Genomic DNA, 6022 nt, shown 5'->3' with positions numbered 1-6022 from the left:
TGCGACGCCTGCTCTCTGATGACTGTGTCGTCGGTGTTGAATCACTTCCAGTTGGAGATGCCCGCAAAGCAGCTCTATCCCGATCAATTCGGAGAGTAGCCCGGCTCGGTCAACGGGGAGTTCTACCGACGGACCCTTTACAGGGCTGTTCACACACAACAATATCGAGACTGTTAAGTCAGAAATCTTCCAGATACCTAGTATCGATGCCCTCCACCCCGGTTGCTCGTACTGAATACCGCCGCTATCTTCGCGGGAAGACACCGTGGATCGTCGGCCTCTGTTTCGTTCTTCTGTCCCGGTTGCCGGCTCCTCCGGGTTCTGAAGAAATCGAAATACTAACCGATGTAGTGGCACTGGTGCATGCACAAGTCGCTGTCGCAGTAATCGTCCCGTTCGCAGCTACTGCGCTCGGGTTCCGCGCAATAATCCAGGAACGTGAAGCCGGAACCGCACGGATACTCCTCGGGACGAAACTTACCCGGTGTCGGTTCGTACTCGAAATGGTTCTCGGACGTGGATTGGCCCTTCTCGTACCGATTCTCGGTGGAACCGTCCTTGTAGTCGGTTACGATGCCGTTCAGTACGGTCACTTCTCGGTAACGGTACTGGTTGGATTCCTCAGTCTCTCGACGGTATACGTGTTCGCGTGGACGGGAATGATAGTTGGCCTCTCTGCTGCGGGTTCGTCAACGACCCGTGCGGTCATTGCCGGATCTGTCGTGACGATTTCGTTCGCATTCTGGGACAACGTGACTCTCGCGTTTCTGTGGCAGATCGTAACCGGATCACCGCCCGGGAATCAGATGGCGTATCCAGCTGCGTTCGCGATTGCCAAATGGGTCTCACCGATGAGCGCGTACAACGTTCTCACGAACTGGCTGTTCGGTGTTCCGGTGGGGACTGACCCCGCTGTTAGCCAGGTCTCCGATGCGATCAGTGACACAGGAGGGTTCACGCCGACGGCCCCTCCCCTCCCTGCATGGAGTGGAGTTGGGTTCCTCCTCGTGTGGCCTGTCGTGTCGCTGCTTGGGGGAACAGCGATGTTCCGACGTGCTGACCTCACCCCAAGTGGTGGGACAGGAGTATTTCGAACGCTTGTCGATCACTGTCTATCGTTACCCTGGTTCAGCGGTCATCGGTTCCGAAGAACTACCGGACGCGACGGGCTCGTCGATGCACTTCCGGGGTCGTGGCAGCCACTTGCTCGCCGTGAGTTTTCCCGTCTCGTCCGTACGCCACTTGTCTGGGTCGTTGGTCTCCTTGTTCTCGCTGCTGGTGTCGCCGGTCTCTCACCGGATAGATACGTTCAGAATGCACTCGGTTCGCGCATTCCGCTTGCTGCCCTCCAGACTCCGCTGGGCTTTCTGGGCGGTTTCGGCGTTCTCTTTGGAACGTTCCGTACAGTCATACGTGAACGTACTACAGGGGCAATCCGGTTGACCGCTGGAACCGGCGTTTCACGGACAGCTACCCTCGTTGGTTTCGTTGTCGGACGAGCCTGCGGATTCGCCGTACCGATTGTCGCTGCTGTTCTTCTCACCTGCCTCGTTGCCGTCCCCCAATACGGAGTTGTACCACTCACCACGTTTGCTGGCTTTCTCGTGTTCACACTCGTATTCGTGGTTGGGATGGCCGCCCTCGGGGTTACGATATCCACCATCGTCCGGAGCCAGTCGGTCGCTGGCGTCACGGTCCTGCTCTTCGCTGTTGTGCATATCGCGTGGTACTCCCTCTCAAATGCGATCTACGGTACACTCACAGGCACGACCGTAACTGGATTCGCCCCGCCGGAGAACCCGATATACCTCTTCGTACGCTGGTTCCCTCCGCTGCAGTTGTTCAACGTCGTGACCAACGCCATTATCGGCGTTCCGAACTCGGCGGGATCTGCCACTGGTGTGATCAGCGAGCTTCAACCGAATTACTTCTCGAATATCGTCGTCGCACGGATCGATTATGGCGTTGACGTTCCAGCCTGGTATCTTCATCCAGGGGTTTCGGGTATCCAGTTGGGACTCTGGTTTGTGCTCCCGTTCGGCCTCGCACTGCTCTTGTATCGACACTGGAGTATCGATTAATCCGTGTTGGTGGTCGCCAGTTCGACGAACGCGTCCTCGATCGTCCCCGCTTCACTGTCAAACGACTGGATCGTCGCCCCTGTACCGTCGAGGGCATCCAAGACACGATAGCGAACGTCACGGGGGCACGTTACCGTAACGTGTCCCTCCTCACGGGAGAGTCGCTCGACCCCGTCGACCTCTCTGATCGTCTGGACCGCGGTATCGTCGGCGTCAGTCTCGATTCGCAGGTGCGTTTCGACGCCAGCCATCTCTCGGAGTTCTGTCGGTGTTCCCTCAGCGATAAGCCGTCCCTGGGAAAGTAAGCCGACGCGGTCACAGACGCGCTCTACTTGATCGAGGACGTGGCTGGAGAAAAAGACAGTCGCTCCCCGGTCGCGTTCAGCAGCGACGACTTCGCGGACGAGACGCACTCCGTACGGATCGAGTCCGGAGAACGGCTCATCGAGAATCAGCAGTTCCGGATCGCCTGCAATTGCCATCGCAAGGCCGAGTCGTTGACGCATCCCTTTCGAATAGCCACCGGCGCGCTGGTCGATCGCATCTTCGAGGCCAACACGATCGAGCACCGCTTCAGGGTCACCAGTTGCATCGTTCGCATCAAGGATGTATTCGACGTGTTCACGTCCCGTAAGAGTGGTATACACGCCGAACTGATCGGGCAGGATACCAGTTTGCGCGTGGATCAGACTGGCTTTTTGGCGAGCGTCCATCCCGAGAACGGTCGCAGTTCCCGCTGTCGGTCGGGTATAATCCATCAGCATATCGATCGTCGTGGATTTTCCAGCGCCGTTGGGTCCTAAAAACCCATAGACTTCACGCTCCCGGACAGTGAGATCGAGGTCAGCAACGGCGGAAGTGCCGTTATAGCGCTTTGTGAGCCCTCTCGTCTCGATTGCAGTCATCGTGAGTTCACCCAACCATGGAGGATAGTAACTACAGGGATGGGTACGTGGAGGACCATATCCGAACGTCGCTGAATACGTCTAAAAGTATTGGGGAGTAGCCGCCTATTCTCTACTACTTCGTCGGAGACACCGACGGGAACGCGGCTGTCCGGATTCGACCGCCGATCACTGTCTTTTTGCCAGCCTAGAAATCGGCAGGGTTATATTGTTTTAGGTTGGCCTTAAAACCATGCCGAGAGACGATAGGGAACGAGGTGCGCCGACGCGCAGGGAGTACGTGAAGTACAGCGGAGCCATCGTCGGGGGTGGATTGCTCGCAGGATGTACGGACCAATCGGATTCCGGGTCGACACCGGACTCTACGAGCACGGCCACGGAGGAGCAGTCGTACACGGCCACGATGCCACCTGTTGGTGAACTCACGCTCGACAAACCCCCTTCCTCGTGGGTTGGCGGTCTCGGGTTCACTGCGGACGTGTTGACCGCACTCGGCCAGGCCGACGGTGCTGTCGGTATGGCCGACCCCCGATTCTGGTATCACGGGTTCTACGACTTCCTCGACGGCGTGACGGCACCCGAGAAAGAGGCCCTCACCCAATTTACGACGCCGGAACGTGATACCGATCTTGAGGTACTGTACGAATTAGATCCGGATCTGCTGGCGTTCGACCCGAACCCCCTCATCTCGATCTACGGGCTCGAAAAGGGGGAAGCCGAGGAGATTCAAGAGAACGTCGCACCCTGGTTCGGGAACGAGAGTCGACGAAAGCGCTTCGACGGGTGGACCTACTGGCCGGTCGGCGAGCCGTATCCCTATCTATCCCTTCCCGAATACATTCCGAAGTACGCCGCGTTATTCGGTGAAGCGCGACGCGGCGAAGCATTGCTCTCACTCTACGAACCGTTCATCGAGGACGTTCGCTCGCGGGTCCCGCCGGAAGACGAGCGGCGTTCCCTGGCGCTGGTGAACGGACGATACAACCCCGAGAACCGCGATGGCTGGGTCGTTTACAACCCGAAATCGGCGGTCGAACGGACGTGGGGGAAGAAACACTACCGTGATTTGAACGTCGTCGACGCGTTCGCGGGCGCGTACGACGGGCAATCGTCTATCACGGTTGACTTTGAGGGACTGTTGGAGTACGATCCGGACGTTATCATCTTCAATTTCGGAATCACGTATCGGGACTTCCAAGGCGAAAACCTGATTCGGAAACAGCGAGCGCTCCTCCAGGACCATCCAGTCGGCAGCGAGGTGACTGCAGTCGAAAACGACGACCTCTACGTCGGTGGCACCCCATATCAGGGTCCGATTATCAACATGTTCCAGACGGAGATGACCGCAAAGCAGCTCTATCCCGACGAATTCGGGGCGTATCCCGGATATGGAGAACTCTCGGGGAGTGAGCAGTTGTTCGACCGCCAGCGGCTCGCAGACATCGTCACCGGAAACTTCTGACGGTGAGTCCCCGTCCAGATGGGCAACGGAACAGAACGCGATACGAGATCCGGAGGGTGCTTTTCGCCTCGGGTTCTATCGCGGCTCTGAGTCACGATGCGTCGGACCGTCACTGATATCGCCGAAGAAGTAGGGATGTCCGGCCATGCGGTCACCACCCGGATCGAGCGGCTACCGGAGGAAGTTCCCCGTTGTTTTTTCACCGCACCCACTCCAGGATATCTATGCCCTTGACGCCCTTTCATCTGGGGCCGGGACTGTTGCTCGGGCTGCTCCTGCTCCGGTACGTCGATATACCGACCGTCATTCTCGGGAGCGTCCTCGTCGACTGGCGTGCAGCATTGGTATTTGTTGGGGTATGGCCCGGCCCGCGCCACGACTGGATGCATAGCTACCTGGGGAGTCTGGCCTTCGCCGTCGCCCTCGCCGGTGTGATGCTCCTCGTGCGCCCCTCGATAGACGAGTACATGCGACGGGCGAAACTCCACCAGCGGGTCTCGAAACGGACTGTCGTCCTCGGGGCGGTTTCGGCCGTCACCGTACACGTGACGATCGATGCCTTCCATCATCCGCTGATGGAGCCGTTCCTGCCGGCCGGTGGAAACCCACTGTACGGCCTCTTTACGACGAGCGAGATGCGACTGTTCACCGCGTTCTGTCTCTTTCTCGGGATGCAGCTATACGTGGCTCATCTCGTCGACGGCGTCGGCTTCTCGCTTTCCGGGACGGCGGAGTAGAGACACGCCAGCCGCTGGGTCCCCGATGTGTACCACGGGATGACTGTCTGAACCTGGTGTTTAGCGCAGTCACAGCGATGGTACCGCCGCGAGCGAGCAGTTCCAGCGTGGCGTGATTCTCTCCCGATATCGTGACGACCCTCGCGCCAACGGTGTCCGGACGATCCCGTGAGGCATAAACGAGCGTCCCCCGTTCGAACCGGTATGGACCCGGACGATGTCCGAGCGGATTGGGCCGACCGGTCGGGAAAGTACTCGCCGGAGTACTACGCCGACATCGGTCCCAACGTGGTGAGCGAGACGCTCACAGACGTGCTCGACCACTACGTCGGGACGGACGCGACGATCTTAGAGATCGGGTGTGGCTCCGGCCGCCACCTCGCTGCCCTACTGGGGCAGGGCTACGAGAACCTCTCCGGGATCGACATCAACGACGAGGCCTTCGAAGTGATGGCGGACCAGTATCCGACACTCCACGACCGGGGCACCTTCCACATCGGAGCCATCGAGGAACTGGTTTCGGAGTTCGACACCGCCGCGTTCGACGTCGTCTACACCGTCGAGACCCTCCAGCACATCCATCCGGACGACGAGTGGGTGTTCGAAGAGATCGCCAGGATCGCGGGCGACATCCTCATCACGGCGGAAAACGAGGGCAACAGCCCACAGCGGGGCCGCGGAGAGACGGCCGTGAGTCAGGTCGACGACGAGTTCCCGCTCTATCACCGCAACTGGAAGACGATCTTCGCGGAACTCGGGTTCGCACAGTTGATCCGGGAGCCGACGAAGAGAGACACGATACGAGTCTTTCGGACCGTTTGATCCATCGAGCCGATC

5 protein-coding genes are annotated in these 6022 nt (G+C 59.0%); 4 read left to right on the top strand and 1 reads right to left on the bottom strand.

Annotated elements, in window-relative coordinates; all coding sequences use genetic code 11:
* The first annotated feature begins 206 nt into the window (after positions 1-206).
* Complete coding sequence (locus tag VJ109_RS17385; protein WP_324760668.1) at positions 207-2081, top strand: ABC transporter permease subunit; 1875 nt, start codon at positions 207-209, stop codon at positions 2079-2081.
* Here VJ109_RS17385 and VJ109_RS17380 read toward each other — a convergent pair.
* Complete coding sequence (locus tag VJ109_RS17380; RefSeq protein WP_324760666.1) at positions 2078-2986, bottom strand: ABC transporter ATP-binding protein; 909 nt, start codon at positions 2984-2986, stop codon at positions 2078-2080. The genes VJ109_RS17385 and VJ109_RS17380 overlap by 4 nt on opposite strands.
* 232 nt (positions 2987-3218) lie before the next feature.
* On the opposite strand from VJ109_RS17380, the gene VJ109_RS17375 reads away from it, so the two are divergent.
* The 3 genes from VJ109_RS17375 (at position 3219) to VJ109_RS17365 (ending at position 6007) form a co-directional block, all read left to right on the top strand.
* Positions 3219-4448, top strand: a complete 1230-nt coding sequence (locus VJ109_RS17375) for an ABC transporter substrate-binding protein (RefSeq protein WP_324760664.1) — start codon at positions 3219-3221, stop codon at positions 4446-4448.
* A gap of 224 nt (positions 4449-4672) precedes the next feature.
* Complete coding sequence (locus VJ109_RS17370; RefSeq protein WP_324760662.1) at positions 4673-5185, top strand: hypothetical protein; 513 nt, start codon at positions 4673-4675, stop codon at positions 5183-5185.
* Positions 5186-5389: 204 nt separating this feature from the next.
* A complete protein-coding gene (locus VJ109_RS17365) occupies positions 5390-6007 on the top strand; it encodes a class I SAM-dependent methyltransferase (protein WP_324760661.1) in 618 nt (205 codons plus the stop codon).
* Positions 6008-6022 lie beyond the last annotated feature (15 nt).

The organism is Haloarcula montana (assembly GCF_035666295.1).
Taxonomy (GTDB): domain Archaea; phylum Halobacteriota; class Halobacteria; order Halobacteriales; family Haloarculaceae; genus Haloarcula; species Haloarcula montana.
Note: the sequence above shows the minus strand (reverse complement) of the source record. Positions and strands in the feature narration are given on the sequence as shown.

Excerpts from the sequence above, each read along its gene's own strand:
- VJ109_RS17365 (WP_324760661.1), top strand. The coding sequence starts at position 5,390 with ATGGACCCGGACGATGTCCGAGCGGATTGGGCCGACCGGTCGGGAAAG.
- VJ109_RS17385 (WP_324760668.1), top strand. The coding sequence starts at position 207 with ATGCCCTCCACCCCGGTTGCTCGTACTGAATACCGCCGCTATCTTCGC.
- VJ109_RS17380 (WP_324760666.1), bottom strand. The coding sequence starts at position 2,986 with ATGACTGCAATCGAGACGAGAGGGCTCACAAAGCGCTATAACGGCACT.
- VJ109_RS17375 (WP_324760664.1), top strand. The coding sequence starts at position 3,219 with ATGCCGAGAGACGATAGGGAACGAGGTGCGCCGACGCGCAGGGAGTAC.
- VJ109_RS17370 (WP_324760662.1), top strand. The coding sequence starts at position 4,673 with ATGCCCTTGACGCCCTTTCATCTGGGGCCGGGACTGTTGCTCGGGCTG.